Source organism: Betaproteobacteria bacterium (assembly GCA_016713305.1).
Classification (GTDB): Bacteria; Pseudomonadota; Gammaproteobacteria; order Burkholderiales.
Genome location: JADJPK010000010.1, coordinates 43,118 through 68,863, shown reverse-complemented (window position 1 = coordinate 68,863; position 25,746 = coordinate 43,118). Strand labels below are relative to the sequence as shown.

The 25,746-nt window shown below is 67.3% G+C and carries 22 protein-coding genes; 11 read left to right on the top strand and 11 right to left on the bottom strand.

From position 1 onward, the window contains the following. Positions 1-102: 102 nt before the first annotated feature. The 9 genes from IPK20_14360 (at position 103) to IPK20_14320 (ending at position 10,887) form a co-directional block, all read left to right on the top strand. Complete coding sequence (locus IPK20_14360; protein ID MBK8017781.1) at positions 103-1,776, top strand: formate--tetrahydrofolate ligase; 1,674 nt, start codon at positions 103-105, stop codon at positions 1,774-1,776. 65 nt (positions 1,777-1,841) lie between these two features. After that, positions 1,842-3,485: an FAD-dependent oxidoreductase gene (locus IPK20_14355; GenBank protein MBK8017780.1), complete on the top strand. Its 1,644-nt coding sequence runs from the start codon at positions 1,842-1,844 to the stop codon at positions 3,483-3,485. A gap of 314 nt (positions 3,486-3,799) precedes the next feature. Continuing rightward, entirely contained in the window at positions 3,800-4,357 is a 558-nt protein-coding gene (locus tag IPK20_14350; GenBank protein ID MBK8017779.1) for an HNH endonuclease, read from the top strand. 32 nt (positions 4,358-4,389) lie between these two features. Further along, positions 4,390-5,250 carry a M48 family metallopeptidase gene (locus IPK20_14345; GenBank protein ID MBK8017778.1) on the top strand — a complete coding sequence of 287 codons (861 nt, stop codon included), beginning with the start codon at positions 4,390-4,392 and terminating at the stop codon, positions 5,248-5,250. 156 nt (positions 5,251-5,406) lie between these two features. Continuing rightward, positions 5,407-6,582, top strand: coding sequence for an ABC transporter substrate-binding protein (locus tag IPK20_14340; GenBank protein MBK8017777.1), 1,176 nt, complete (start codon positions 5,407-5,409; stop codon positions 6,580-6,582). A gap of 35 nt (positions 6,583-6,617) precedes the next feature. Next, entirely contained in the window at positions 6,618-7,658 is a 1,041-nt protein-coding gene (locus tag IPK20_14335) for an ABC transporter ATP-binding protein (protein MBK8017776.1), read from the top strand. After that, positions 7,655-8,605: an ABC transporter permease gene (locus IPK20_14330; GenBank protein MBK8017775.1), complete on the top strand. Its 951-nt coding sequence runs from the start codon at positions 7,655-7,657 to the stop codon at positions 8,603-8,605. The genes IPK20_14335 and IPK20_14330 overlap by 4 nt, the downstream gene beginning before the upstream one ends. Then, complete coding sequence (locus tag IPK20_14325; protein MBK8017774.1) at positions 8,595-9,413, top strand: ABC transporter permease; 819 nt, start codon at positions 8,595-8,597, stop codon at positions 9,411-9,413. Before IPK20_14330 ends, IPK20_14325 begins: the two co-directional genes overlap by 11 nt. Positions 9,414-9,459: 46 nt before the next feature. After that, positions 9,460-10,887 (top strand): gamma-aminobutyraldehyde dehydrogenase, encoded by a 1,428-nt coding sequence (locus tag IPK20_14320; protein ID MBK8017773.1) that lies wholly within the window; start codon positions 9,460-9,462, stop codon positions 10,885-10,887. A 289-nt stretch (positions 10,888-11,176) separates the two neighbouring features. On the opposite strand, the gene IPK20_14315 is transcribed toward IPK20_14320, so the two are convergent. From IPK20_14315 to IPK20_14265, 11 genes are all read right to left on the bottom strand, one after another. Next, on the bottom strand, positions 11,177-12,601 hold the full coding sequence (locus tag IPK20_14315) for a PhoH family protein (protein MBK8017772.1): 1,425 nt from the start codon (positions 12,599-12,601) through the stop codon (positions 11,177-11,179). A gap of 190 nt (positions 12,602-12,791) precedes the next feature. Next, entirely contained in the window at positions 12,792-13,253 is a 462-nt protein-coding gene (locus IPK20_14310; GenBank protein MBK8017771.1) for a peroxiredoxin, read from the bottom strand. A gap of 89 nt (positions 13,254-13,342) precedes the next feature. After that, entirely contained in the window at positions 13,343-14,260 is a 918-nt protein-coding gene (locus IPK20_14305) for a 4-deoxy-4-formamido-L-arabinose-phosphoundecaprenol deformylase (protein MBK8017770.1), read from the bottom strand. A 77-nt stretch (positions 14,261-14,337) separates the two neighbouring features. After that, positions 14,338-15,381 (bottom strand): bifunctional UDP-4-keto-pentose/UDP-xylose synthase, encoded by a 1,044-nt coding sequence (locus IPK20_14300; protein ID MBK8017769.1) that lies wholly within the window; start codon positions 15,379-15,381, stop codon positions 14,338-14,340. Next, the gene (locus IPK20_14295) at positions 15,378-16,313 is read right to left on the bottom strand and encodes a formyltransferase (protein MBK8017768.1); all 936 of its coding nucleotides are present in this window, start codon (positions 16,311-16,313) and stop codon (positions 15,378-15,380) included. The genes IPK20_14300 and IPK20_14295 overlap by 4 nt, the downstream gene beginning before the upstream one ends. Then, complete coding sequence (locus IPK20_14290; protein MBK8017767.1) at positions 16,310-17,302, bottom strand: glycosyltransferase; 993 nt, start codon at positions 17,300-17,302, stop codon at positions 16,310-16,312. The genes IPK20_14295 and IPK20_14290 overlap by 4 nt, the downstream gene beginning before the upstream one ends. Next, positions 17,299-18,441: a DegT/DnrJ/EryC1/StrS aminotransferase family protein gene (locus IPK20_14285; protein ID MBK8017766.1), complete on the bottom strand. Its 1,143-nt coding sequence runs from the start codon at positions 18,439-18,441 to the stop codon at positions 17,299-17,301. The genes IPK20_14290 and IPK20_14285 overlap by 4 nt, the downstream gene beginning before the upstream one ends. A 19-nt stretch (positions 18,442-18,460) precedes the next feature. Then, complete coding sequence (locus IPK20_14280) at positions 18,461-18,832, bottom strand: EamA family transporter (GenBank protein MBK8017765.1); 372 nt, start codon at positions 18,830-18,832, stop codon at positions 18,461-18,463. Beyond that, the gene (locus tag IPK20_14275) at positions 18,829-20,496 is read right to left on the bottom strand and encodes a glycosyltransferase family 39 protein (protein MBK8017764.1); all 1,668 of its coding nucleotides are present in this window, start codon (positions 20,494-20,496) and stop codon (positions 18,829-18,831) included. The genes IPK20_14280 and IPK20_14275 overlap by 4 nt, the downstream gene beginning before the upstream one ends. Then, positions 20,493-21,548: a tRNA 2-selenouridine(34) synthase MnmH gene (gene mnmH / locus IPK20_14270; GenBank protein MBK8017763.1), complete on the bottom strand. Its 1,056-nt coding sequence runs from the start codon at positions 21,546-21,548 to the stop codon at positions 20,493-20,495. Before mnmH ends, IPK20_14275 begins: the two co-directional genes overlap by 4 nt. 225 nt (positions 21,549-21,773) lie before the next feature. Next, positions 21,774-22,451, bottom strand: a complete 678-nt coding sequence (locus IPK20_14265; protein ID MBK8017762.1) for an arylesterase — start codon at positions 22,449-22,451, stop codon at positions 21,774-21,776. Between the two features lie 13 nt (positions 22,452-22,464). Between IPK20_14265 and IPK20_14260 the strand changes: the two genes are divergently transcribed. Beyond that, a complete protein-coding gene (locus IPK20_14260) occupies positions 22,465-23,163 on the top strand; it encodes an ATP-binding cassette domain-containing protein (GenBank protein MBK8017761.1) in 699 nt (232 codons plus the stop codon). Further along, a complete protein-coding gene (locus tag IPK20_14255) occupies positions 23,160-25,646 on the top strand; it encodes an ABC transporter permease (GenBank protein MBK8017760.1) in 2,487 nt (828 codons plus the stop codon). Before IPK20_14260 ends, IPK20_14255 begins: the two co-directional genes overlap by 4 nt. Positions 25,647-25,746: the final 100 nt, after the last annotated feature.

The window sequence follows — 25,746 nt, the reverse complement described above, 5'->3', positions numbered from 1 at the left end:
GGTTCTCTCATCCATGACAACGGCGGGGTGGCGACCGCCGTTTTCTTTTGAGCAGTGAGGCCCGCCGGCCAGGCGGGCATGGCTTCGACAGGAGTTCCGGTGCTGTCCGATATCGAAATTGCGCAACGCGCGACCCTCAAACGCATCGTGCCGCTCGCGGGCGAGCGGCTGTCCATTCCCGAGGAATCCCTCGAGCCCTACGGCCACTACAAGGCCAAGATCTCGCTCGACTACGTCGATTCCCTCGCGGACAGGCCGGACGGCAAGCTCATCCTCGTCACGGCGATCAGCCCGACCCCGGCCGGGGAGGGAAAGACGACCACCACGGTGGGCCTTGGCGATGCGCTGAACCGCATCGGCAAGCGGGCGCTCATCTGCCTGCGCGAACCGTCGCTGGGGCCGGTCTTCGGCATCAAGGGCGGCGCGGCCGGCGGCGGATACGCGCAAGTCGTTCCGATGGAGGACATCAACCTCCATTTCACCGGGGACTTCAATGCCATCCAGCTCGCCAACAACCTGCTGGCGGCAATGGCCGACAACCACATCCACCACGGCAACGCGCTGGGCATCGACCCCCGCCGCATCACGTGGAAGCGGGTGCTGGACATGAACGACCGGGCGCTGCGCGACATCGTGGTGTCGCTCGGCGGACCTGCCAACGGCTTTCCGCGCGAGGACGGCTTCGACATCGTGGTGGCTTCGGAGGTGATGGCGATCTTCTGCCTCGCCTCGTCGCTGGAGGATCTCAGGAACCGCCTGGGCAACGTCGTCGTGGGGTACACGCGCGACCAGGAGCCGGTCCGGGCGCGCGATCTCGAGGCGCACGGCGCGATGACCGTGTTGATGAAGGATGCGCTCAAGCCCAACCTGGTCCAGACCCTGGAGAACAACCCGGCCATCATCCACGGCGGCCCGTTCGCGAACATCGCCCACGGCTGCAATTCCGTCATCGCCACCCGCAGCGCGCTCAAGCTGGCGGACTACGTGGTGACCGAGGCCGGATTCGGTGCCGATCTCGGCGCCGAGAAGTTCGTGGACATCAAGTGCCGCAAGTCCGGGCTGCGCCCGAGCGCCGCCGTGGTGGTGGCCACCATCCGCGCGCTCAAGTATCACGGGGGCGTGGAACTCAAGGCCCTCGGCCAGGAGAATCTGGAGGCGCTCGAACACGGGTTGGCCAATCTGGAGAGGCATGTGCGCAACGTCCGGGACCATTTCGGTCTGCCGTGCATCGTGGCCATCAACCACTTCACCCAGGACACGCCGGCCGAGCATCGCCTGGTGCAGGATCGCATGAAGGCCCTGGGCGTGCCGGTCGTCCTTGCCCGTCACTGGGCCGAAGGCGGGAAGGGCGCGGAAGAACTCGCGCGCACGGTGGTCGACGTGATCGAAGGGTCCGACGCCAGCCTCAAGTTCGTCTACGAGGACACGGCGCCGCTGTGGGAGAAGATCGAGACCGTCGCCCGGAAGATCTACGGCGCTGCGGGCATCACCGCGGATGCCAAGGTCCGGCAGCAGATCCAGCGCCTGCAGGACAGCGGCCACGGCACCTATCCGGTGTGCATCGCCAAGACCCAGTATTCGTTCTCCACGGATCCGCAGGCGCGAGGCGCCCCCAGCGGTCACACGGTGCATGTGCGAGAGGTCCGGCTGTCGGCCGGAGCGGAGTTCCTGGTGGCCATCTGCGGAGACGTGATGACCATGCCGGGGCTGCCGATGGTTCCGGCCGCCACCCGCATCGACCTGGGTCCCGACGGGAAGGTGGTGGGACTGTTCTGATCACGAGCCGCGGCCGGCACGTTCGTGGCGCCGGCACGACCGCCACTTTCCCGGGAATCGACGTCATGGCATTGATCGAACGCAACGCACTGCAGGCAGCGACGGCGCTCTCCACGGGAGCGCTGGCGCGCGAGACGGTCCAGTCGCAGTCGGAACAGGACCGCCACTGGTTCCGCCAGAACATCCCCTGCCGGACTGCCTGCCCGGCCGGCACCGACATCCCGGGGTATCTCGAGGCGGTCTACCACGGCCGCTACGACGAGGCATACCGGATCAATCTCGGCGACAACGTCTTTCCCGGCGTGCTGGGCAGGGTATGCGCGCGACCTTGCGAGGACGCCTGCCGCCACGGCCGGGCGGGCAACGGCGAGCCGGTCGCCATCTGCTTCTCCAAGCGCTCGGCCGCCGATCATATGGCCGCCAGTCCGGTGGTGCTGCCGCTCCTGTTCCCTGCCAGCGGAAGGCACGTGGCGGTGGTCGGCGGCGGGGTGGCCGGGCTTTCGGCGGCGAGAGATCTCCGTCGCCTGGGCCATGAAGTCACGGTGTACGAGCGGCACGAACGACCCGGCGGCATGCTGAACCAGGGCATTCCCGCGTTTCGTCTGCCGCGGGCACTGATCGACCGGGAGGTCGGCCAGATCACGGCGCTGGGCGTGCAGGTGCGCTGCGGCGTCGAGATCGGGCGGGACGTCACCCTGGACGAACTGGCTACGCGGCACGACGCGGTCGTGCTCGCTGCCGGCACGCTGCGCCCGAACATGCCGGCCGTTCCGGGAACGAACGCGCGTGGCGGGGAGCACGGCCTGCATTTCCTGTTCGACGTGAACGAGCGAGGCCGGCGCGGCATCGGCGCGCGGGTCGCGGTGATCGGCGGCGGCTACACGGCCATGGATTGCGCGCGGACCGCCTCGCGCCTCGGCGCGCAGGTCACGGTCTACTACCGCCGCGGGCGGGAGGACATGGTCGTCCTGCCCGGCGAACTGGAAGAGTATCTGGCCGAAGGCGGCCGGCTGGAGAACCATCTGTCGCCCGTGGAAGTGCTCGGGAACAGCGATGCCGTCACGGGATTGCGCCTGATCCGCACGGAGCCGGTGGTGGCGGAAGGGCAGTCGCGGCGCGGATTCAGGGACGTGCCCGGCAGCGAGATCGACGTGGCCGTGGATCAGGTCATCTGGGCGACCGGCCAGTACCCGCAGACGGACTGGATCCATGGCCCATTGGCCGGAGCGCTGGTGGGGCGTGACGGCTGGCTGGCGTCCGGCTCGCGCGCACAGACGAGCCTGCGCAACGTCTTCGCCGCCGGCGATTTCGCGCTCGGGGCCACCTCTCTCATCCAGGCCATCGGACATGCGCGGGATTGCGCGCGGGCCGTGGACCTCTTTCTGACGGGCGCCGTCCGTCAGCGCGAGGTGCTGCGTCTGGAACCGGTGTTCCAGTCCGGGCGCGAGGGCCGCGGGACCGGCCGATCGAGCGCCATGAACGCCATTCCGCTGCATCCCATGCCCCTGGTGCCGGTCCCTGCGCGCGCTCGAAACGGAAGTGGAGACGGGTTACTCGCGGGAAGCCGCCCCGGAAGCGGCGTCGCGCTGCTACCTCTGTCACTACAAGTTCGAGATCATCGACAGCCGCTGCGTTCTCTGCGACGAGTGCCTCAAGGTCAAGCCCGTTGCAGGGTGCATCCAGGAGATCTCCGGGCTGGAGCGCGATGACGCGGGGCGCATCACCGGTGTCAGGCCGCTCGTTCCGGGCCATGCGGACTCGCTGTACTACAACCGCCTCTGGATCGATCAGGACCAGTGCATCCGCTGCGGCCAGTGCGAGGCGGTGTGCCCTGTCAACGCGATCACGATCCAGAAAGTTGTCGCGGCTGAAACGACCGGCGGTTGAGCAGCGCCCGGAACGGTACTTTGCCGCACCATCGCGAGCTATACTCGCCGAGCAGGTTCAAGGCGTCGGTTTCGGAAGTTGCTGAAGGCGTCGGTATCGGCGACGCCTCCGCGTGCCGGGAGGTCTGATCGTGGCAATGATTCTCGCGCTCGACATGGCAGGTCTGCCGAGCCGATGGTTGATGATCGACGAAGCCATCACGTATCACGCCAGACGCATGGTGGCGTGGTCGCTGGGCGACGTCGTCGCGACCTACCATGGCGGCGTCTCGCGCATGACCGGTGAACGCTCGGAGCTGTCCACCTCCAGCATCATCGCCATCAAGGGGGCCAGCGAACTGGTCCGGGACGCCCACGCCGAGCCGCATCTGACCAACGCCGCCCTGTTCGCCCGCGACCGTCACGTGTGCGCCTATTGCGGGGGCGAATACCGCGAGCGCGATCTGTCGCGCGACCACGTGGTCCCCGTCTACCGCGGCGGCAAGGACCGCTGGATGAACGTGGTGACCGCCTGCCGCGTCTGCAACATCCGCAAGGGAGGCAGGACGCCCGAGGCCGCGCACATGCCGCTGCTGTACACGCCCTACGTGCCCAACAAGTACGAACACCTGATCCTGCAGAACCGCAGGATCCTTCAGGATCAGATGGAGTATCTCCTCGTCAAGGTGCCCAGGCACAGCCGCCTGTTCGCCTGAGTCCGTCCCGTTCCAACCAGGAAGACCTTTCCATGAAAACGATTCGTGCAGCCGCCCTCGGCGCGGCTGTCCTCGCGCTGGCCGCCTGCCAGAGCGCTCCCGTCACGGGGCGCAAGCAACTCATCCTCGTTTCCGAGGACTCCGCCATCGCGTCGTCCGCATCGGCCTACGTCCAGATGCTCACGCCGTACCAGAAACAGGGCAAGCTGGACAACGATCCCGCCGTGACCCAGCGCATCGTCGACATCACCGAGCGGCTCATCCCCCAGGCGATCAAGTACCGGCCCGAGACCCAGCAGTGGGCCTGGAGCGTGAAGGTCATCGACGATCCGAAGACCGTCAACGCGTGGTGCATGGCCGGCGGCAAGATGGCGTTCTACACCGGGCTCATCGTCGCCTTGAAACCCTCCGACGACGAGATTGCCCAGGTGATGGGCCACGAGATCGCCCATGCGCTCGCCAAGCACCAGGCCGAGAAGATGTCCCAGGCGATGGCGACCCAGGTGGGCGCGGGCCTCATCGGCATCGTGGCAGGTCAGAAGTACGGCGGTCTCGCGGCTTCGGCGGCCGTGGCGGCCGCTGCGGTCACTGTGTCTCTTCCCAATAGCCGCGAGGCGGAGGCCGAGGCGGATCGCATCGGCATCGAACTGGCCGCCAAGGCCGGTTACGACCCCCATGCCGCGGTCACCCTGTGGCAGAAGATGGCGAAGGTCTCGGGCGGTGGCGGCAAGAGCGATTTTCTCAGTACCCACCCTGCCCCGGAAAAGCGCCAGGCAGCGCTGGCGGAACTGGTGCCGCAGATGCAGCCGTACTACGCCGATCGCAGCCCGAAGCCCGTGTTCAAGCTGAAGTCCCAGCCGCTGGGCGCCGCGCCCGCGCACCCGAAGAACTGATCTGCCGGCCTGCGCCGCAAGCGTGCCCGGCTTGCGGCGCGCGCGCGCTTGCGCGTAGGATTTCCGGGCGGCGTAGGTGCAACCGCGTCGCAGCCGCCGGCCCTTTTCCGTGGCATCCAGTCGAACAATTACAGGAGAGTTCCGATGTCCCTGACCATGCGCTCGTCCTCTTGGCAATTCGCTGTCCGCAGTTCCGCACTGGCTCTCGCAGCCCTCTTCGGCGTTGCCGCCGGCGCGGCCCAGGCGGGCCCGCTGCAGAAGATCGGCAAGGGCGAGGGTCGGGTGGACATCGTCGCGTGGCCCGGCTACATCGAGCGCGGCGACACCGACAAGGCCTTCGACTGGGTCACGGGCTTCGAGAAGAAGACCGGCTGCAAGGTCAACGTGAAGACCGCCGGCACCTCCGACGAGATGGTCGCGCTCATGAACGAAGGCGGTTTCGATCTGGTGACGGCCTCGGGCGACGCGAGCCTGCGCCTCATTGCCGGCAAGCGGGTCCAGGAGGTGAACGTCAACCTGGTCCCCAGCTTCAAGAACGTCGACCCGCGCCTGCAGAAGGCCAAGTGGCACTACGTCGACGGCAAGCACTACGGGGTTCCCTACCAGTGGGGCTACAACGTGCTGGCGTACAGCACCAAGGCGTTCAAGGAGGCGCCCAAGAGCTGGAAAGTCGTCTTCGAGGAGATGACCCTGGCCGACGGCAAGTCCAACAAGGGGCGTGTGCAGGCGTTCGACGGGCCCATCTATATCGCCGACGCTGCGCTGTACCTCAAGGCGACCAAGCCGGAACTGGGAATCAAGGATCCCTACGAGCTGAACGAGGACCAGTACAAGGCGGCGCTGGAACTGCTGCGCCAGCAGCGCAAGCTCGTCTCACGCTACTGGCACGACGCCATGGTCCAGATCGACGATTTCAAGAACGAGGGGGTCGTGGCGTCGTCGTCGTGGGGCTTCCAGGTGAATCTGCTGAAGGGCGACAAGCAGCCCATCGCCAGCGTGGTGCCCGTCGAAGGGGCCACCGGCTGGGCAGATACCACCATGATCCACGCAAACGCCAAGAACCCGAACTGCGCCTACATGTGGCTGGAGCACTCCATCAATCCGAAGCTGCAGGGCGATCTCGCCGCCTGGTTCGGTTCGGTGCCCTCAGTGCCGGCTGCGTGCAAGGGCAACAAGCTGCTGGGTGACGAAGGCTGCAAGACGAACGGATACGAGGAATTCGACCGCATCTCGTTCTGGCGTACGCCTACGGCCAAGTGCTCCGATCCCAAGGGCTGCGTTCCCTACTATCGCTGGGTGTCGGACTACATCGCCGTCCTCGGCGGGCGCTGATGGGAGGCCGGACGACCTCCGGCGCAGATACTCCCATGGCAGGTGAAAGCGCGGCGGCGGTGGCGTTCGATGCCGTCAGCCGCCGTTTCGGAGACGTGCGCGCCGTCGACGGTGTCTCGTTCGACATCGCCGACGGCGAGTTCTTCTCCATGCTGGGCCCGTCCGGGTCCGGCAAGACCACTTGCCTGAGGCTCATCGCCGGTTTCGAGCAGCCCAGCAGCGGCCGGGTGTTCGTGCATGGCGTGGACGTCTCGGGAGTTCCGCCCTATGCCCGCGACGTGAATACCGTGTTCCAGGACTACGCGCTGTTTCCGCACATGAGCGTGGGCCGCAACGTGGAATACGGGCTCATGATCCGCGGTGTGCCCGGACCGGAGCGGCGCCGCAGGGCCGAGGAGATGCTGGCGCTGGTCAAGCTCGACGGACTCCACGCCCGCAAGCCGAGCCAGCTGTCGGGAGGGCAGCGGCAGCGGGTCGCCCTGGCGCGAGCGCTCATCAATCACCCGCGCGTGCTGCTTCTGGACGAGCCGCTGGGCGCCCTCGATCTCAAGCTGCGCGAACAGATGCAGCAGGAGCTCAAGAGCCTGCAGCGCAGGCTCGGCATCACCTTCGTCTACGTCACCCACGACCAGGGCGAGGCGCTCGCGATGAGCGACCGCCTGGCCGTGTTCAATCACGGCCGCATCGAACAGATCGGCACGCCGGCACAGGTGTACGACGCGCCGGCCACGGCCTTCGTCGCCGGGTTCGTCGGGCAGACCAATCTCGTCGAAGGGCCGCTCGCCGAACGGCTTGGCGGGGCGGCAGGGCGCTACGCCATCCGGCCGGAACGCATCCGCATCGAAGCCCCGGGCACGCCGACACCGGAAGGCTGCGTGAGCGTGACCGGCAGCATCGCAGGCACGACCTATCTGGGTTCGACGATCCGCATCGCGGTCACGGTCGACGGCGGCGAGATGGCCGTCGTGGAGCAGAACCTGGCAGGCGGAGAGGGCAGCGACGGCCGGGCGCCTGGCAGGCCGGTGCAGCTCACCATCGAACGCCGTCACGTCCGCGCTCTGGGCGAGGCCGCATGACGGCAGCTGCGGCGGTTTCGGCAGCCGCCGCGCCCGGGGTGTCGAGCCGCATTTCCACGGCGCTGTTCGTGCGCCCCCGCCTGCTGCTGCTCCTCCTTCTCGTACCGCCGCTGCTGTGGCTGGGCATCATCTACCTGGGATCGCTGTTCGCGCTGCTGGCGCAAAGCTTCTTCACCATCGACGAGTTCTCCGGCGTGGTGGTCAAGGAGTTCTCGACGGCCACCTATCGCGAGTTCTTCGCTTCCGACTCGAACTGGGATGTCGTTCGGCGCACGGTCACCATGGCCGCGGCGGTGACCGCGGCGTGCGCGGTCATCGCCTTTCCCATGGCGTATTACATGGTCCGTCATGCGAGCCTGCGCATGAAGGGCCTTCTGTACTTGGGCGTGATGCTGCCGCTTTGGTCGAGCTACCTGGTCCGGGTGTACGCATGGAAGCTCATTCTCGCCCGCGAGGGCATCCTGAGCTGGTTCGCCGCCCAGCTGCATCTCACCTGGCTGCTCGATGCCCTGCTCGAACTGCCGGTCGTCGGCGGGCCGTCGCTGTCGACGTCCTATCTGGGCACCTTCATCGTCTTCACCTACATCTGGCTCCCCTTCATGATCCTGCCGGTGATCGCCGCGCTGGAACGGGTGCCCGGTTCGGTGATCGAGGCGTCCGCGGATCTCGGTGCGCATCCGTCGCAGACGTTCCTGCGCGTCATCCTGCCGCTGGCAGTACCGGGGGTGGTGGCCGGCTCCATCTTCACCTTCTCGCTCACGCTCGGCGACTACATCATCCCCGGCATCGTCGGCAATTCCATGCCCTTCATCGGCCAGGCCGTCTACGCGCATCAGGGCGTGGCCGGCAACATTCCCATGGCCGCCGCATTCACGGTCGTGCCCATCGCGATCATGGGCGTCTATCTGGTGGCGGCGAAACGTCTGGGAGCGTTCGATGCGCTCTGACGGAACCGGCGTGCGAGCGGGTTGGGGGCTGCGCGCCGCCACCGCCGCCGGCATGCTGTTCCTGCATGTGCCGCTCGTGATCATCGTGCTGTATGCGTTCTCGGTGGAGGAGAAGAGCTTCCGCTTCCCCATCCCCGGCTTCACCACGAAGTGGTTCGCCGTCGCGTTCGGCCGCGAGGACATCCGCAGTGCCCTGTCGCTGTCGCTCCAGGTGGCGGCCGTCGCGACGCTCACCGCCATGGTGCTCGGCACGCTGGCGGCCGCGGCCGTCTGGCGCTCGCGCTTCTTCGGGCGGGAGGCCATCTCGTTGCTGCTGATCCTGCCGATCGCGCTGCCCGGGATCATCACCGGAATCGCGCTGCGTTCGGCACTGGGCCTCGCGGAGATCCCGTTCAGTTTCTGGACCATCGTCGTCGGCCACGCCACGTTCTGCATCGTGGTCGTCTACAACAACGTTCTCGCACGGTTCCGCCGCACGAGCCGGGCACTCATCGAGGCGTCCATGGATCTCGGCGCCGACGCCTTCCAGACGTTGCGCCACGTCATCCTGCCCAACATCGCCACGGCGCTGCTGGCAGGCGGGATGCTCGCCTTCGCGCTTTCCTTCGACGAGGTCATCGTCACCACCTTCACCGCAGGCCAGCAGAGCACGCTGCCCATCTGGATGCTGAGTGAACTCGTGCGTCCGCGGGAACGGCCGGTGACCAACGTCGTCGCGGTCTTCGTGATCGCGCTCACCTTCGTGCCGATCGTCGCGGCGTTCTATCTCACGCGCGACACGCATGACGTCTCCGGCAGCGTGAAGTGAGCCCCCGGATCGCATCGAATCAACGCCAACGAGCAGAGGACACCCCATGGATACTCAATTGATGATAGGCGGTCGGCAGGTGACAGGCGGCGGAGACCCGCTCGCGGTGCTCAACCCGGCCACCGGTACGACGCTCGCCGAAATCCCGGAGGCCACGACGGGACAGGTGGATGCGGCGGTCGTCGCGGCTGCCAAGGCCTTCGACGCCTGGAGCGCGACGACGCCTGCCGAGCGTTCCACGCTGCTGCTGCGGCTCGCGCAGCGCATCGACGACGACGCGGCCGAAATGGCGCGGCTGGAGTCCCTCAACTGCGGCAAGCCGGTCGCGCGGGCCAGGGCGGACGAGATGCCGGCCGTCGCGGACGTCTTCCGCTATTTCGCCGGTGCGGCACGCTGCCTGACCGGATCCGCCGCAAAGGAGTACCTGGCCGGCCACACGAGCATGATCCGGCGCGACCCCATCGGCGTGGTAGCCCAGATTGCGCCGTGGAACTATCCGCTGATGATGGCCGCGTGGAAGATCGCGCCGGCGCTGGCTGCGGGCAACACGGTCGTGCTCAAGCCCTCCGAGCTGACGCCGCTCACCACGCTTCGCCTCGCGCGCATCTGCGCCGAGATCTTCCCGGAAGGTGTGTTCAACGTGGTCCACGGTCGGGGATCGTCGGTCGGACAGCACCTCATCTCCCATCCGAAGGTCGCGATGGTGTCCGTGACCGGCAGCATCGCGACGGGACAGGCCGTGCTGCAGGCCGCCGTGCCCACGCTCAAGCGGACGCATCTGGAACTGGGCGGCAAGGCGCCCGTCATCGTGTTCGACGATGCAGACCTCGACGCGGTCGTGAACGGGTTGCGGACATTCGGGTACTACAACGCCGGACAGGACTGCACAGCCGCCTGCCGCGTCTATGCGGGACCCAAGGTGTACGAGAAACTGGTGGCGGACCTCGGTTCCGCCGTCGGCACTCTCAAGTACGGCGCGCCCGAGGACGAGTCGACGGAACTCGGGCCGGTGATCTCCGCGCGGCAGCGTGAGCGGATCGCCTCGTTCGTGGACCGCGCCGCTGCCTCGGGACACATGGAAGTGGTGACCGGCGGCAAGACGGTGGGCGGGGCGGGCTTCTTCTATCAGCCGACCGTGGTGGCCGGCGCGCGCCAGGACGACGAGATCGTTCGGAAGGAAGTGTTCGGGCCGGTGGTGTCCGTGACACGGTTCAGCGATGCGGACGATGCGATCGCCTGGGCCAACGATTCGGACTACGGGCTTGCGTCCTCGGTGTGGACGCGCGACGTGTCCCGCGCCATGAAGGTCGCCTCACGGCTGCAGTACGGAGCCACCTGGATCAACACGCACTTCATGCTCGCGACCGAAATGCCCCACGGAGGACTCAAGCAATCGGGCTACGGCAAGGACATGTCCATGTACGGATTGGAGGACTACACGGTGGTCCGGCACGTGATGGTCAACCTGGGATAGAACGCGGGCTGCTGGAAGGCATGGTGGCAGTGCGGGATACCGCAGGCGTCGTCGGACTCCTTGACACCAGGTGTCGTAGCGTTTGACGCAACTTTTCTAACGGTTTGATAGATTTTGAGAAAAGTGGCGTGGCACAGGCGTTGCGTTGGAGGAGTCCAGAGGCAGTCACTGCCCTAGAACAGGAGACCCCAAACGGGGAGACCGACTCCTTCAATGCTCTTCTTGGCGGTTGGGCAGAAGCCGAAGGCGCTGTGCGAAAGCACGGCGCCTTCGTTTTTTGGGGCTCCGGTCAGAGCGCTTCCGCCGCGTAGTCCGCCAGCCGGGACCGCTCGCCCCGCTGCAGCGTGATGTGTCCGCTGTGGCCCCAGCCCTTGAAGCGGTCCACCACGTACGTCATGCCGGAACTGCCTTCGGTGAGATAGGGCGTGTCGATCTGCGAGATGTTGCCCAGGCACACCACCTTGGTGCCGGGGCCCGCCCGGGTCACGAGCGTCTTCATCTGCTTGGGCGTGAGGTTCTGCGCCTCGTCGATGATCAGATACTTGTTGAGGAACGTGCGGCCGCGCATGAAGTTGAGCGACTTCACCTTGATGCGCGACCTGATGAGATCGCGCGTCGCGGCGCGGCCCCACTCGCCGGCGTCTTCGTCCGTGTGGTTGAGGACGTCGAGGTTGTCTTCCAGCGCCCCCATCCACGGGGTCATCTTCTCCTCCTCCGTCCCGGGCAGGAAGCCGATGTCCTCGCCGACCGGAACGGTGACGCGCGTGACGATGATTTCCACATAGCGTTGTTCGTCCAGAGTCTGGGCGAGTCCCGCGGCCAGCGTCAGCAGCGTCTTGCCCGTGCCGGCCTGCCCCAGCAGCGAGACGAAATCGATGTCCGGGTTCATGAGCAGGTTCAGGGCGAAGTTCTGTTCGCGGTTGCGCGCCGTGATGCCCCAGACGCTGTTCTTCTGATGGGTGTAGTCGCGCAGTGTCGACAGGATGGCGGTGCTGCCGCTCGTCTCGCGCACCTGGGCATAGAGGGGGCCGTCGGCTTCGAGGTAGACGAACTCGTTCACCAGCAGGCTGCTGCACAGCGGCCCGCGCACCCGGTAGTAGGTGACGCCGCCTTGCTGCCACGACTCCATCTCCTTGCCGTGGGTGTCCCAGAAATCCGCCGGCAGTTCGCGCATGCCGGTGTACAGCAGGTCGGTGTCCTCGAGGACCTTGTCGTTGAAGTAGTCCTCGGTCGCCAGGCCCAGCGCGCGGGCCTTGATGCGCATGTTGATGTCCTTCGATACCAGAATCACCTGGCGCGGGCTGTGGGTGTCCTGCAGGTACTTCACCACGCCGATGATCTGGTTGTCGGCCTTGCCGGCGGCCAGCTTCGCGGGCAGGTCCGCCGCGATCGCTTCGGTCTGGAGGAAGATCCGGCCCGTCGATTCCTTGCCGTGGGACGAGAGCGGAATGCCCTCGGCGATGTCCGCGGGCGCGTGGCCCAGCATCTCGTCGATGAACCGCGCGGCCTGACGGGCATTGCGCGCCACTTCCGACATGCCCTTCTTGTTGTTGTCCAGTTCTTCCAGGGTTGCCATGGGCAGGAAGATGTCGTGCTCCTCGAAGCGGAACAGACTCGTCGGGTCGTGCATGAGAACGTTGGTGTCGAGTACGAACAGCTTGTTGGCTTGCTTGAGACGCGTTACCACGCCGGTCGAGGCCTTCTTCTGGATCATCGTCACTCCGTTCTGAGGGTTGCCGGAAACCACACCTGCGCGGCAGGTCGGACCGCGCGGTGCAAACAAAAACGCCGCCGGAGGAGCCCGGCGGCGTTGTCGATTTCTGCTTCGGCCACGGGCCGTGGCGACGGTCCGCAGCGGCCGGAACCGTCCGGCACGCGGGTACTGCCGTATAGTCTTCGTCGACTCATCCGAGCCCTTTCACGAAGGCAAGCACCTCGTCCACGTGTCCCGGAACCTTCACGCCGCGCCACTCCTTTCGCATCTTGCCCGAGCCGTCGATCACGAACGTGCTCCGCTCGATGCCCCGCACCTGTTTGCCATACATGTTCTTCAGCTTGATGACACCGAACATGCCGCACACGCTCTCGTCCGGATCCGATAGCAGATCGAAGGGAAAGTTCATCTTGGCCTTGAACCGCTCGTGCGAGGCGAGCGAGTCGCGGGACACGCCGAAGATGGAGCAGTTCGCCGCGTCGAATTCGGCATGCAGATCGCGGAAGGCCGCACCCTCGGTCGTGCAGCCGGGTGTGTCGTCCTTCGGATAGAAGTAGATCACCAGATTGCGGCCTTTCAGGGCCGACAGCTGGAAGGTGCTGCCGCCCGTGGAGGCACAGCTGAAATCGGGTACCGCGAGGTCCTGGAGCATGGTCTCGATCCTATTCGATTTCTGGTTGCATTGTTCGTGCCGGACGCAGACTTCCTGCCGTCATGTCCGCTCGCCTGCGCAGTGGAAGTTCACGCATAGCGCGCCAGGAACTCGGGGCCCTGCAGCGCAAGGCTGCCGCTGCGCCCCTCGATCTCGCCCGTGGCCACATTGTGGCGCGGCAAGGCCTTGGAGGGCAGGGCATCGAAGTAGTCCCGCAGGCTCACGAGCTCGTATCCCTGCGCGGACCACCCGGTCAGGAGCGCCTCGAGGACCGGCATGAGCTTGCGGCCTTCCAGCTCCGCGTGAAGCGTGTAGACGTGACCCGCCGCAGGATGGACCCGTGTCAGATCGAGCAGGTGATCCACCACGTTGTCGGGCGTGATGCCGTTGCGTCCCAACAACTCGTCGAGGGTGGGCAGTGTCGTGGGCAGCTGCGGACAGGCGATGAGTTCGGCCTCGTAAAGCGGCACGAAGGGATGCTCGCCGCGCGTGTCGGAACAGTAGTCGAACCCCAGAGTCTGGGTCAGACGGTAGGCGTGACGGTTCATCTGCCAGCCCGCGGCCCCATGAACGCGAGGCGGCTCGCCGAAGATCTCCTCGAAGCGCTCGCACGCGCGCTCCATCTCCTGCTTCGTCCATTGCGCATCGGCCTCGGCCACGCCGTCCTGCCACCGGATGTGGTCCCACGTATGGACCCCCACCTCGAAGCCGGCGTCACGGGTCTGGCGCATTTCGTCCGCGCACCGCCTGCCGATGTCCGGCCCCGGCAGGAGCGTGCCGTACATGAGGGTGGCAATGCCATAGTGCGACACCACGGATGTGCGCTTGACCTTGGCGGCGAATCCGCGCCGGAAGACGCGCTTGATCGCGCGTCCCGTGTGGTCCGGACCGAGGCTGAACAGGAACGTGGCGCCCGCCCGGCGGCGGCGCAGCAGATCGGTGAGGGCCGGCACGCCTTCCCGGGTGCCGCGGTAGGTGTCGACGTCGACCTTGAGGGCGAGTTTCATGCGTCGGAGATTGGGACGCGGATCGGGAAAGTCCTGGCGGAATGCACGAGGGTGACGGGGGATCTCTCCGGCGCCGGTCAGTCGACCAGTCCGCGCGCCTCGGCCACCTGGGTCCGGTAGGCATCGTAGATGAAGCGCAGGGCCTGCGCCATGGCGACCTTCGGCTCCCAGCCGAGGTCCTCGGTCGTGTTGCGAATGCGAGGCATGCGATGCTGGACGTCCTGATACCCGGCGCCGTAGTACGTCGAGGACGTCGTTTCCACGAGCTGCACCTTGCCGGCCGCATCACGGTATTCGGGATACTCCAGGGCGAGCTTCACCATCATCGTGGCGAGTTCGCGCACGGAGAACTCGTTGCGCGGGTTGCCCACGTTGTAGATCTTCCCGCTGGCGATGCCGTCCTTGTTCTCGATCATCCGCATCAGGGCATCCACGCCGTCGTCGATGTACGTGAACGCGCGTTTCTGCCCGCCGCCGTCGACCAGCTTGATCTCCTCGCCCCGCACGATGTGGCCGAAGAACTGGGTGATGACGCGCGAGCTGCCTTCCTTGGGCGTGTGGATGTTGTCCAGGCCCGATCCGATCCAGTTGAAGGGGCGGAACAAGGTGAAGTCCAGCCCTTCCTGCACTCCGTAGGCCCAGATCACGCGGTCGAGAAGCTGCTTGCTCACCGAGTAGATCCACCGCTGTTTCGGAATCGGGCCCACGACCAGTTCGGACTCGTAGGGATCGAATTCCGCATCCCGGCACATGCCGTAGACCTCGGAGGTGCTGGGGAACAGGATGCGCTTGCGGTACTTCACGCACGACCGGACGATGGGCAGGTTCGCCTCGAAGTCCAGCTCGAACACCCGCAGCGGCTCCTTCACGTACGTGGCCGGAGTCGCGATCGCCACGAGCGGCAGCACCGTATCGCACTTGCGGATGTGGTACTCGATCCACTCCTTGTTGATGGTGATGTCGCCTTCGAAGAAGTGGAAGCGCGGATGAGTGCAGAGATCGGCGACGCGGTCGTTCTGCATGTCCATGCCGTAGACCTCCCACGGCGTGGTTTCGATGATCCGCTTGGACAGGTGGTGTCCGATGAAGCCGTTGACACCGAGGATGAGGATTTTCTTCATGATCGTCCGGGCTCCGAGGCGAGCGCCTCGTCACCGAGCAGTTTACGGAATGCCGCGGCGTCGAGCGAGTTTCCGTCGACCTCCAGCGACAGGATCGGGAGGGCCCGGCCGTCGCCGCACGCAGCGAACAGGCGGTCACCCTCGGCATAGACGGTTCCCGCAGGGCGGGCCGTCGGCCGCGAGGCCGACAGGGTTCGAAGCACGCGGGCGGGCCGCCCCGCCAGGACCGTGAACGCGCCAGGGTAGGGCGGTGCCACGCCGCGCACGAGGTTGTGCACGTCCGCCGCCGGACGCGTCCAGTCGATCCGTCCGTCCTCAGGGCGTCTGCCGCCGAAGTAGCTGCCCTTGACGAGATCCATCGGCCGCGAGGCGGCCGTTCCCGCAAGCAGGCCCGGCAGCGAACGATCCAGCACGACCTCGGCCGCGACGGTCACCTTGCGAAACACGTCGCCGGCCGTGTCGTCCGGCAGGATCGGCACGGCCATCTGATCGACCAGATTGCCGGCATCGGGCTTGGCGACCATGTAGTGGAGCGAAGCGCCGGTCTGTCCTTCACCGCGGATCACCGCCCAGTTGACCGGCACCCGCCCGCGATAGTGCGGCAGCAGCGAGCCGTGCAGGTTGAGCGCGCCCCGGGGCGCCAGGGAGAGGGTTGCCGGCGGAAGCATGCGGCGGAAGTAGAACGAGAACAGGAAATCGGGCGCGGCGGCACGGACCGCGTCGGCCAGGGCGGCATCGTCCAGATCCTCCGCGTACGCCACCGGAAGGCCATGGCTGCCTGCCAGCGAGGCCACGTTGGCGAACCAGATCTGCTCCGTGGGCGAGTCGCGGTGGGTCACTACCAGCGGGATGTCCATGCGGTGGGCGAGCAGCACGCTCAGACAGCGGTAGCCCACGTCGTGGTAGGCGAGTACGACGGCCCGCCCGGTCATCGGCTCGCGGAAGCCACGCGGGCCTGCGAAGTTTCGGCCCCGGAAGGCCTCGCGGGCGCGACCAGCACGGCCTGCACGATGTACCGCGGACGCTGCCTCACCTGCTGGTAGATGCGCCCGACGTACTCGCCCAGCAGGCCGATGCCGAACAGTGCGATGCCGATCAGGAAGAAGGCGATTCCGAACAGGGTGAACAGCCCCTCGGCCTCGGGCCCGATCACGAGCCGGCGGATGGCGAGGAACACCACGAAGGCCACGGACAGCAGCGAGATCGCGATGCCGAACAGCGAGAACATCTGCAGCGGAACCAGCGAGAAGCCCGTGACCAGATCGAAATTGAGGCGGATCAGCTTGTACAGCGAGTACTTCGATTCGCCGGCCGCGCGCTCCTCGTGTGTCACCTCGATCTCCGTAGGCTTCTGCGCGAACGTGTACGCAAGCGCCGGGATGAAGGTATTCACTTCCCTGCAGGAATTGATGGCGTCGATGATGTCCCGGCTGTACGCGCGCAGCATGCAGCCCTGATCGGTCATGCGGATGCGCGTGATGCGCTCGCGCAGGCGGTTCATGGCGCGCGAGGCATTGCGGCGGAAGGCGGTGTCCTTGCGCATCTGCCGGATCGTGCCGACGTAGTCGTAACCTTCGTCCATGGCGGCGAGCAGCCGGCCGATCTCTTCCGGCGGGTTCTGCAGGTCCGCGTCCAGCGTGACGATGCGCTGGCCGCGCGCGTGCTCGAAGCCTGCCATGATCGCCAGATGCTGGCCGAAGTTGCCGTTGAAGAGCACCACCTGGGTCTGGTCGGGTCGGCGCTGGAACTGCTCCCGCAGCAGGGCGGCCGAGCGGTCCTGGCTGCCGTCGTTCACGAAGACCACTTCGTAGCTCGTGCCCAGGCGATCGAGCGCGCCGTAGAGACGCTCGAACAGGCCGGGCAGGCCGGATTCTTCGTTGTAGACCGGTATGACGACGGAAACGGCGGGAGACGCGCTCATCGGTGGCGGGATTTCACGTGCGGTCGGAGGATATCACGCAGTGCTTCGCAGACCCGGTCCACGTCCTCGTCGCGCATGGCCGGAAACAGCGGCAGCGTCAGGATGCCGGCGCCGATCCGCTCCGCGTGCGGAAAGTCCCCGGGTCCGTAGCCCATGCCGCGGTAGAGCTTGAACAGATGCAGCGCCGGATAGTGCACGCCGGCACCGATGCCGCGTTCCTGCAATCCGCGCAGCACGTCCGCGCGGCCGATGGACAGTTCGTCCAGGCGCAGGACCGGTTGGAACATGTGCCAGTTGGACTGCGTGCGGTCGCGAGGCGGCAGATCGAGTGGCAATTCCCGGTCGAGCTTGTCGAAATAGCGTTCGGCCAGCACGCGGCGCCGCACGGTGAACTCCTCGATCCGCGCGAGCTGGCCGATGCCGATGCGTGCCGCGATGTCGGTCATGTTGAGCTTGGCGCCGGCGACCTCCACTTCCTGCTCTCCGTCGGGCAGACGTACGACCCCCTGGAGGCGCAGACGTTCGCACAGGCCGGCTTCGCGCTCGTCGTTGAGCACCAGACAGCCGCCTTCGGCAGTCGTGACGTTCTTGTTGGCGTGGAAGGAGAAGCACACGAGGTCGCCGAAGCTGCCGATGCGGCGGCCGTTCCACGCGGCACCGAGACTCTGCGCGGCGTCCTCGATCACCCGCAGCCCGCGGCGTTCCGCCACGTCGTACAGCGCGTCGCGGTCGGCAGGAAGTCCGGCCAGGTCCACCGGAATGACGGCGCGCGACTTCGGCGTGACCGCCGCTTCCACGCGTTCCATGTCGATCAGCCGTGTGGCCGGGTCGACGTCGACCAGCACCGGCCGGGCTCCGGCCCGGACGATCACGTTGGCCGTGGCGACCCAGGTGAGCGGTGTCGTGATGACTTCGTCTCCCGGTTTCACGCCGGCAATCTCCAGGGCCAGTTCCAGCGCGCCGGTGCCCGAGACCAGCGCACGCACGGGCCGGCCGCCGCAGTACTCCGACAGCATCGCCTCGAAGCGCTTCACCTGCGGACCGCTGGTGATCCAGCCGGAGCGAAGAACGTCGACGACGCCCTGGATCGTCGCCTCGTCGATGGCAGGGCGGGTGAAGGGAAGGAAGTCCTGGGTCATGGGCAAACCTGCGCGGGAATCAGCTCCGTGCCACCAGCACGACGCCGACGATGATCACGGCGATGCCCCAGAGGCGCATCGCATTGAGGGACTCGCCGAACAGATAGTAAGCCGCCACGGCGTTGACGACGTAGCCCAGCGACAGCATGGGGTAGGCGATGCTCACCTCCACGCGCGACAGCGCCAGGATCCACACGGCCACGCTCACGACGTAGCACGCGAGGCCGCCGAGGATGTGGGGCTCGAAGGCCACCTTCATGCCGATGGGCAGCGCGTTGGCGAGGGTGAAGTCGAAGTGGCCGATGGCATTCGTGCCGGCCTTGAGCAGGAGCTGGGCGGCGGCGTTCAGCATGACGCCGAAGACGACGAGAGCGAACGCGACGGCATTCATGGCAGCGGCGTGATCTCCATCCCGGGGTGAGCGACCAGCACGCGCCGGGTGTCGCGTCCCACGATCCGCATGGGCAGACCGGCGGCGGTCAGTTCGTCGAACACGGCGGGCTCCATGAACGCGTACTCGCATCCGCCTTCGCGCCAGCGGGCTGCGAACCCGTCCATGTCCGGAATCCAGCGCTGCGGTTCGCGTTCCACGCCGAAGGTCATCTCGTCCGAGAACGCCACCAGGGTCACGGTGCGTTCCAGATAGAAAGGCAGCGTCTGATCATAGGTGCGTACGCTGTACAACGGGCAATCGGGCCGGATCAGCGGCTTCGTCTGCCGGGCGAAGCGGGCCGCTGAGAAGGAGGGCGACAGCGCATCGTGCCCGGTGATCGCCGCCTGCCACGCGACCAGTCCGCCGAATCCGAGGGCAGTCGCCGCCGCCGCCTTGCGGCCTCTCGAGCTCCAGACCATGCAGAGCAGGGAGCCCACGCCCATCGCGATGGCTGCGCCCACGATCCACGGCTCGAAGGCCTGGTACAGCGCCACGGGCGTGCGCTCGTTGGCGAACCGCTCCGCGCGCAAGCCCAGCACGCCGGCCGCGATGGCGAGGGGCAATAGCGGTACGGCGTGCCAGCGCAATTCCCGCGCCGGCAGGTTCGCGAGCCGGTCGCCCATCAGCCACGCCAGGGCAGGAAACAGCGGCAGGATGTACGAGGGCAGCTTGGAACTGGAGGCGCTGAAGAACAGGAACACGAAGACGATCCAGCACAGCAGATAGAGCCGCGGACGCAATGGCGCCGCGGGATCGTCCTGACCGTGCGCGCGCCAGACGGAGCGCGCGGCCAGCACGACCCAGGGCAGGGTTCCGGCGATGAGCATCGGTGCGAACGTCCACCACGGCTCGCTGCGGCGGTGCACGGTCGTGAGATAACGCTGGAAGTGCTCGCGGACGAAGAAGAACTCCGGAAACTCCGGATTCGCCAGGGACACCGCCACGAACCATGGCGCCGCGATCAGCAGCAGCACGACGAGGCCCGCCGGGATGTGCAGCCGGGTCAGGAGACGCCAGTCCCGCGTCGCGAGCAGATAGAACGTGATGGCACCGCCCGGCAGCACGATTCCGATCAGGCCTTTCGTGAGCACCGCGCCCGCGCAGGCCACCCACGCCGCCGCCATCCAGCGGCGTCGCGACTCCACTGCCGTGCGGCGCTGCTGCGCGACGAGAAGCGCGCCGGCGCAGACGGTGAGGAAGAACGTGAGCCCCATGTCGAGCGAGTTGAGATGGGCGTTGGCCACCATCCAGAGCATGGAGCCGGCGACGAGCGCGGCGTATGCGCCGGCCGGTTCGCCGAACAGCCGGCGTCCGATGCGCCACACTGCCAGGACACACAGGACGCCGGTGAGCGCAGGCCACAGCCGCGCCGTCCATTCGTCCGGACCGAACATGCGGAATGCGGCCGCGGTGACCCAGTATTGAAGCGGTGGCTTCTCGAAATACTTGAGGCCGTTGAGGCGGGGTGTGACCCAGTCGCCGGAGACGGCCATCTCACGCGCGATTTCCGCATAGCGGCCTTCGTCGGGCCGGATGAGGCTGCGCGTGTCGAGGTTGGCAAACCACACGGCACAGAAGATGGCAACGAGCAGCAGGATGAGGGGCAGTCTCGGGCGCGTCACGGCTGCACGACCCCCGCCCCGATCTGCCCGGCGGCGCGGGCGAACGACTCGGCCGACGGCGATCCGATCGTCACGGCATCGACGGTGTGCCACGTCGCGTAGTGGCCGCCGATGGAGCGCGTGTACGCAGGATCGTAGTGGTCGACGAGCAATTCGGTGACCAGCTCGGGCCACCGGCGCGCGGCCACGTGTTCCACCCAGCGGTCCACCACGCGGTGGCCGTGCAGAGGCGTCAGCGCGCGCAATTTCGCTTCCAGCCGCGCCGGGTCGTCGAAGAAGTGCGCGTACTCCTCCAGCAGCAACGCTGCGCGCGTGGAAACGTCGGCCTCGATCTTCACGCACTCGCCCGCGTGCATGCGGTCCATGAGCGATTCGGGCACGCGGAGGTTGCCGATCTTGCGGCTTTCGGATTCCACGAAGACCGTCCGGGAAGGGTCCAGCTTGCGCAGGGCCTGCCACAACTGCGTCTCGAATCCCTTCTGGCTCGGTTGGGGTTCCTGCGGCAGATCGCCCAGCACGGAACCGCGATGAGCCGCGATGGCCTCCAGATCGAGCACCGGCTCGCCGCGCTCTGCCAGCGCCCGCAGCAGCCGGCTCTTGCCCGAGCCCGTGAGCCCGCAGATCACGCGGAACCGCAGGCCGGCCGCCAATGCGTCCAGTTCGCCGATCACGTGGCGGCGAAAGGACTTGTAGCCTCCGTCGAGCTGCTGCGCCGCCCAGCCGATCTCGCGCAGCACGTGCGTCATGGAACCGCTGCGCTTTCCTCCGCGCCAGCAATACACGAGCGGCCGCCACTGGCGGGGATGCTCGAGGAAATTCGCTTCGATGTGGCGTGCGATGTTCGCGGCGACGAGGGCCGCTCCGACCTTGCGGGCCGCGAAGGGCGAGACCTGCTTGTAGAGGGTGCCGACACGGGCACGCTCCTCGTCGTCCAGGACGGGGCAGGAGAGCGCACCGGGCACGTGGTCCTCGGCGAACTCGGCGGGCGATCTGACGTCGATGACGGCGTCGAATCCGTCCAGATCGGCGACGGTGGCGACGTCGTGGCGCATGGAAGGGGGAGGGTTCGCGAAGGGCGCGATTCTCTCACGACCGGGTCGTGCGCGAACTCCGCGCGTGGCCGGAGGCGCGTCGTCTTGCAGCAGGCGGATGGCGTACGGGACCAGCCCCGGACGGTGCCGCGCGCAGTGCCGGGCTCACCCGGGGAGGCGCGAGCCGGCTTTTCCGGGGGGGGCGCAGATCGTGAGTGCGTCGACGGCCCGGACCCTTGGCGGGACTCAGCCCTTCCCGAGCAGCATCGACAGCGAAGGCAACACGTTTTCCAGGATGCGCGGCTGCGCGGCGGCGACCGGGTGGATGCCGTCATCCTGGAAGTTGCCCCGGTCGCCCGCCAGTCCGTCCAGCAGGAAGGGGACGTAGGCGGAAGAGGAAGCCTTCGCAACGTCGCTGAACAGCTCGAAGAACCGCTTCGTGTAGACCGGTCCGTAGTTGGGCGGGATGCGCATGCCCACGACCAGCGTCTTCGCGCCCGCATTGCGGCTCGCCGAGACGATGCGCTCGAGATTGCCCTTGGTGAGGGACAGGTCCATGCCGCGCAGGCCGTCGTTCGCACCCAGTTCGACGACCACGACGGACGGGGCGTGGTCCTTCAGCAGGCGGGGCAGCCGTTCCAGTCCGCCGAAGGTCGTCTCGCCGCTGATCGACGCGTTGACCACCTTGAATCCGGGATGGGTGCCCGCCATCTTCCGCGCGAGCAGGTCGACCCAGCCCTGGCCCGCCGGTACGCCGTAACCTGCCGACAGGCTGTCACCCAGCACCAGTACCGTCCCCGCCGGCGGCGCTGCCGCCGTGAACCCGGCCATGCCGGCGATTGTCAGCGTCAGGGCGGCCGCCAGAGCGCGGCGCCGCGTCTTCGTGCAAGCTTCGCGGCGCCGCACCGGCCCGCTGCCTTCCATTCTCGGGAATTTCATGACAACGATTGTCTCCGCCTCGCGATTGACCAAGCAAGTCGCCACGGGCAGCACGCAGCTCACCATCCTGGACGACGTGACCTTCGACATCGCCCGCGGCGAATCCGTTGCGGTGGTGGGCGCGTCCGGCTCGGGCAAGACCACGCTGCTGGGACTGCTGGCGGGGCTGGACCTGCCCAGTTCGGGGGCCGTCACCCTCGCGGGCCGGGCCCTGAACGACCTGGACGAGGACGGGCGCGCGGCGCTGCGCGGCGAGACCATCGGCTTCGTGTTCCAGTCCTTCCAGCTCCTGCCATCGCTGACGGCCCTGGAGAACGTGATGTTGCCGCTGGAACTCGCGGGAGTGTCCGACGCCAGGGCGGCTGCCAGCGGATTGCTGAGCCGGGTGGGCCTGGCGGACCGGATGACCCACTACCCCCGGCAGCTCTCCGGAGGGGAACAGCAGCGCGTGGCCATCGCACGGGCATTCGGCGGTCCGCCGCAGGTGCTGTTTGCGGACGAGCCCACGGGCAATCTGGATGCGGCTACCGGAGCGGAGATCGTCCAGCTCATGTTCGAGCTCAATCGCGAAAGGGGCACCACGCTGGTGCTCGTGACCCACGACGAAGGGCTCTCGCGGCGATGCGAACGCCGGCTGCGGCTGGCCGGCGGAAGACTGGTGGCCGACGAGCGGCAGGCGCAGGCGATCTTCGCATGAGGTCGGTCCTGCGTCTTGCCCTGCGCCTGCTCGCTCGAGACTACCGGGCAGGCGAACTGCGCGTGATGGCGGTTTCGGTCGTGATCGCCGTCGCCGCCTTCACCACCGTCGCCTTCTTCGCCGACCGCGTGAAGCAGGCGCTGTCCCAGGAGGCAAGCCAGCTCCTCGGCGCAGATCTGGTGCTGGTCTCGGACCGCCCGATTGGCGACCCCTTCCGGGCCGCCGCCGCCAGCCGTTCGCTGCGCCGTGCCGAAACGATCCGTTTCCCGAGCATGGCGATGGCCAGCGAGCGGAGCCTGCTGGTGGAAGTGAAGTCCATCGGCTCGGGCTATCCGCTCAAGGGCCGTCTTGAAATCCGGGATGCGTCCGGCGCGATCAGGCCGGGCGCTGGCGGGCCGACTCCGGGGACCGTGTGGCTGGACGACCGCGCGATGGCCCGCCTGGGCATTGCCTTTGGTGGAACGCTGGACCTCGGCGATCGCAGTTTCACGGTGGCGGGGCGGATCGAGTCCGATCCCGAGGCCAACATCGGCTTCCTCAACATGATGCCGCGGCTCATCGTGGCCTCTGGAGACCTGGAGGCGACCGGCCTGGTCCAGACTGGCAGCCGGATCAAGTACCGGCTCATGCTGGGCGGTTCTGCCTCGCAGCTGGAAAGCTGGCGCAAGGAGGTCTGGGATTCCCTGCAGGCGGGGCAGCGGATCGAGGACGTGCGCGACGCCCGGCCGGAAATCCGCTCCGCCCTGGAGCGGGCGGAGAAGTTCCTCGGGCTGGCCTCCCTGCTGTCCATCGTCCTGGCCGCCGTGGCCGTCGCGCTCGCCGCGCGGAGGTATGCGCAGCGGCATCTGGATCACTGCGCGATGCTGCGCTGTCTGGGCGCCAGCCGGCGGGCCACCGTCTGGATCCACGCCATCCAGGTGGCCATCGTGGGCTTGGCCGGCGGTCTCGCGGGGTGCGCGCTGGGTTTCATCGCTCAGTTCGCCCTGTCGGAAATGCTGGCCCCCATCGTGACGGTGCAGCTTCCGCCCCCGAGCGCGTTGCCGGCGCTGCAAGGGGTGGCCGCAGGGCTGGTCATGCTGACGGGTTTCGCGATGCCGCCGCTCATCGACCTCGGGCGCGTGCCGGCCCTTCGGGTGCTGCGCCGCGACCTGGGTCCGCCCGGCGGCTTGGCCTGGCTCGCGTACGCGGCCGGACTGGCAGCGGTCGCGGCACTGGTCTTCTGGCACACCCAGGACGCGAAGCTCGCGTCCTGGGTGCTGGGGGGGCTGATCGGAGCTGCCGCGGTCGCCGCGGTCGCGGCCTTCGGGCTCATCCGGGCCACGGCGGGCCTTGCGCGCAAGACCGGTTTCGTCTGGCGCTTCGGGCTCGCCAATCTGTCGCGCAGGGCGTCCGGCACGGTGGTCCAGATCGTGGCCTTGGGCGCCGGTCTGCTCGCCCTCATCCTGTTGTCGATCACGCGGGGCGACCTGCTGGACAGCTGGCGAAAATCCCTGCCGGATCAGGCGCCCAACCGGTTTCTGGTGAACATCCAGCCGGAGCAGGTCAGCGAGATCGAGCGCTTCTTCGCCGAGGAGCGCCTGGCGTCTCCCGAGTTCTTTCCCATGATTCGCGGCCGGCTCACCGAGATCAACGGCAAGGCCGTCAGCTCCGCGAACTACACGGAGGATCGCGCGAGGCGTCTGGTGGACCGGGAATTCAACCTGTCCTGGGCGGCCCGACCGCAGGACGACAACCGCATCGTGGCCGGCCGCTGGTGGCGCCCGGCCGGGGGCGAGCCGCAGTTCTCGGTGGAGACAGGCATCGCCGACACCCTGGGCATCCGGGCGGGCGACACCCTCACGTACCAGATCGCGGGACAGCGGCTGGAGGCGCCCGTCACCAGCCTTCGCACCGTGGCATGGGACAGCTTCCGCGTGAATTTCTTTGTCGTGTCGCCTCCGGGAACGCTGGAGTCCTACCCCGCGAGCTACGTGACCAGTTTCCATCTGCCGGAGTCATCGGGGGCAGTCATGGACCGGCTGGTCAAGCGGTTCCCCAACCTGCTGGTCATCGATGTCGCGGCCATCCTGCAGCAGGTGCAGACGATGATGGGGCAGGTGGTGCGGGCCGTGGAATTCCTGTTCCTCTTCTCCCTGGCGGCGGGTTTTCTGGTGCTCTTCGCCGCCATCCAGACGACCCACGACGAGCGCCGGCGCGAAGCCGCCATCCTGCGCACGCTCGGCGCGAGTACCCGGCAGATCGGGCGCGCGCAGACGGCGGAGTTCATGGTCATCGGCGCGTTGTCCGGCGTCTTCGCCGCCGTGGGGGCGACTTCCCTCGGCTTCGTGCTGGCCAGCCGGGTGCTGGAGGTGGCCTACGAGGTGAACCCGCTCGTCTGGGTGGCAGGCCTGGGTCTGGGGGCGCTGGGCGTGGCGCTTGCCGGGCTGCTCGGCACGCGAGGTGTGCTCAGGACTGCGCCGATGGAGGTCCTGAGGCGGTCCTGACCGCTGAAACTTTCCCGCGGGCGTCCGATAAGAGCAAATTCGTCTGGACAGCCCGTCGTCGCGCCGTCACAATGCGCGGTTAGCCTTTTCGGCTGCTGCC

Excerpts from the sequence above, each read along its gene's own strand:
- IPK20_14355 (MBK8017780.1), top strand. The coding sequence starts at position 1,842 with ATGGCATTGATCGAACGCAACGCACTGCAGGCAGCGACGGCGCTCTCC.
- IPK20_14350 (MBK8017779.1), top strand. The coding sequence starts at position 3,800 with ATGATTCTCGCGCTCGACATGGCAGGTCTGCCGAGCCGATGGTTGATG.
- IPK20_14345 (MBK8017778.1), top strand. The coding sequence starts at position 4,390 with ATGAAAACGATTCGTGCAGCCGCCCTCGGCGCGGCTGTCCTCGCGCTG.
- IPK20_14340 (MBK8017777.1), top strand. The coding sequence starts at position 5,407 with ATGCGCTCGTCCTCTTGGCAATTCGCTGTCCGCAGTTCCGCACTGGCT.
- IPK20_14335 (MBK8017776.1), top strand. The coding sequence starts at position 6,618 with ATGGCAGGTGAAAGCGCGGCGGCGGTGGCGTTCGATGCCGTCAGCCGC.
- IPK20_14330 (MBK8017775.1), top strand. The coding sequence starts at position 7,655 with ATGACGGCAGCTGCGGCGGTTTCGGCAGCCGCCGCGCCCGGGGTGTCG.
- IPK20_14325 (MBK8017774.1), top strand. The coding sequence starts at position 8,595 with ATGCGCTCTGACGGAACCGGCGTGCGAGCGGGTTGGGGGCTGCGCGCC.
- IPK20_14320 (MBK8017773.1), top strand. The coding sequence starts at position 9,460 with ATGGATACTCAATTGATGATAGGCGGTCGGCAGGTGACAGGCGGCGGA.
- IPK20_14315 (MBK8017772.1), bottom strand. The coding sequence starts at position 12,601 with ATGATCCAGAAGAAGGCCTCGACCGGCGTGGTAACGCGTCTCAAGCAA.
- IPK20_14310 (MBK8017771.1), bottom strand. The coding sequence starts at position 13,253 with ATGCTCCAGGACCTCGCGGTACCCGATTTCAGCTGTGCCTCCACGGGC.
- IPK20_14305 (MBK8017770.1), bottom strand. The coding sequence starts at position 14,260 with ATGAAACTCGCCCTCAAGGTCGACGTCGACACCTACCGCGGCACCCGG.
- IPK20_14300 (MBK8017769.1), bottom strand. The coding sequence starts at position 15,381 with ATGAAGAAAATCCTCATCCTCGGTGTCAACGGCTTCATCGGACACCAC.
- IPK20_14295 (MBK8017768.1), bottom strand. The coding sequence starts at position 16,313 with ATGACCGGGCGGGCCGTCGTACTCGCCTACCACGACGTGGGCTACCGC.
- IPK20_14290 (MBK8017767.1), bottom strand. The coding sequence starts at position 17,302 with ATGAGCGCGTCTCCCGCCGTTTCCGTCGTCATACCGGTCTACAACGAA.
- IPK20_14285 (MBK8017766.1), bottom strand. The coding sequence starts at position 18,441 with ATGACCCAGGACTTCCTTCCCTTCACCCGCCCTGCCATCGACGAGGCG.
- IPK20_14280 (MBK8017765.1), bottom strand. The coding sequence starts at position 18,832 with ATGAATGCCGTCGCGTTCGCTCTCGTCGTCTTCGGCGTCATGCTGAAC.
- mnmH (MBK8017763.1), bottom strand. The coding sequence starts at position 21,548 with ATGCGCCACGACGTCGCCACCGTCGCCGATCTGGACGGATTCGACGCC.
- IPK20_14265 (MBK8017762.1), bottom strand. The coding sequence starts at position 22,451 with ATGGAAGGCAGCGGGCCGGTGCGGCGCCGCGAAGCTTGCACGAAGACG.
- IPK20_14260 (MBK8017761.1), top strand. The coding sequence starts at position 22,465 with ATGACAACGATTGTCTCCGCCTCGCGATTGACCAAGCAAGTCGCCACG.
- IPK20_14255 (MBK8017760.1), top strand. The coding sequence starts at position 23,160 with ATGAGGTCGGTCCTGCGTCTTGCCCTGCGCCTGCTCGCTCGAGACTAC.